Origin of the sequence: Streptomyces sp. UNOB3_S3 (assembly GCF_020740895.1) — a bacterium.
GTDB lineage: Bacteria > Actinomycetota > Actinomycetes > Streptomycetales > Streptomycetaceae > Streptomyces.
Genome location: NZ_JAILXP010000696.1, coordinates 1 through 1,299 on the forward strand (window position 1 = coordinate 1; position 1,299 = coordinate 1,299).

A 1,299-nucleotide genomic window follows, 5' to 3' on the forward strand; every position below is an offset into this window, starting at 1 on the left:
CCCCTCCCGTACCCCCGGCGCCAAGGAGTCCGTACCGGCGTCCGGCACCTCGGCGAGCCCGTTCCACGGCGACGAGGACGATGCCAGGGGTGGGAAGGGCGACAAGGGGAACAAGGGCGACAAGCCCGGCAAGGGTGACGAAGCCGGCACCTTCGACAGCGCCAAGGCGGGCCACGCCTGGGTCGCCAAGGTCTGCCGCGAGTTCCTCGCCGGCGACAAGCGCAACGGCAAGGGCGTCGACGAGGACGAGGCCCGCACCCTGGAGCGGTTCGCCGGCGGCTCGTCGGCCGTCCGGACGTACTGCGAGCGCGTCCTCGCCTCCGACGGCCAGGGCAACCAGGGCGGCAAGGGCGACGAGGACGGCGACGGCTCGGTGTGGGACGACCTCGTCAACCGCGCCCCGCGCCCCCACAGCCTGCCCCACGTCAGCGTGCCGTCCCCCGCCGCGAATCCGGGTGTGACACCGGGTGTGACATCGGGTGTGACATCGGGTGTGACATCGGGTGCGGCACCGGGTGTGACACTTTTCGGGGCGACGGCGCTGTAGGTAGTGAGCCGACTGGTCATCGGCTGTGCGGAGCCGGAGTTCCCCCCCATTAGCCGGCTCCGCGCACCTGGCGCGGGCGGGGCTCTTCCCCCGGTCCTGCCCGCGCCCCCCTTCCTCCTTCGCCGTGTGTGGCGACCGGGACGGGCACCTCCGGAGGGCTACAGTCCGAAGTGGAGGCTTCCGGAACCCGAACAGCGGGAGGCGTGTCCCATGACGACCCGATCGCGCACGACCGAGTCCGGACTGCCCGTCAAGCCCGTCTACGACCCGGAGGCGCTCGCCGGCTGGGACCCCGGGGACCGGCTCGGCGCCCCCGGTGCGTACCCCTTCACCCGTGGCGTGTACCCGACGATGTACACCGAGCGCCCCTGGACCATGCGCCAGTACGCGGGCTTCGGCACGGCCGCCGAGTCCAACGCCCGCTACCGCCGGCTCATCGCCGACGGCGGCCACGGCCTGTCCGTCGCCTTCGACCTGCCCACCCAGATGGGCCACGACTCCGACGCCCCGATCGCGAGCGGCGAGGTAGGCAAGGTCGGCGTCGCCATCGACTCGGTCCAGGACATGCGGGAGCTCTTCGACGGCATCCCCCTGGGCGACGTCTCCACCTCGATGACCATCAACGCCCCGGCCGCCCTGCTGCTCCTGCTCTACCAACTGGTGGCCGAGGAACAGGGCGTCCCCGCGAGCCGCCTGACCGGGACGATCCAGAACGACGTCCTCAAGGAGTACATCGCGCGCGGGACGTACAT

Annotated in this window: 1 protein-coding gene and 1 pseudogene; both read left to right on the top strand. The window is 71.8% G+C overall.

The genetic code is table 11. The features are described 5' to 3' along the window. A pseudogene (locus tag K6I33_RS35085) lies at positions 1-547 on the top strand (hypothetical protein); the annotation flags it as partial. 210 nt (positions 548-757) lie between these two features. Continuing rightward, the coding region (locus K6I33_RS35090) for a methylmalonyl-CoA mutase family protein (RefSeq protein WP_229358838.1) at positions 758-1,299 on the top strand (542 nt) is incomplete at its 3' end.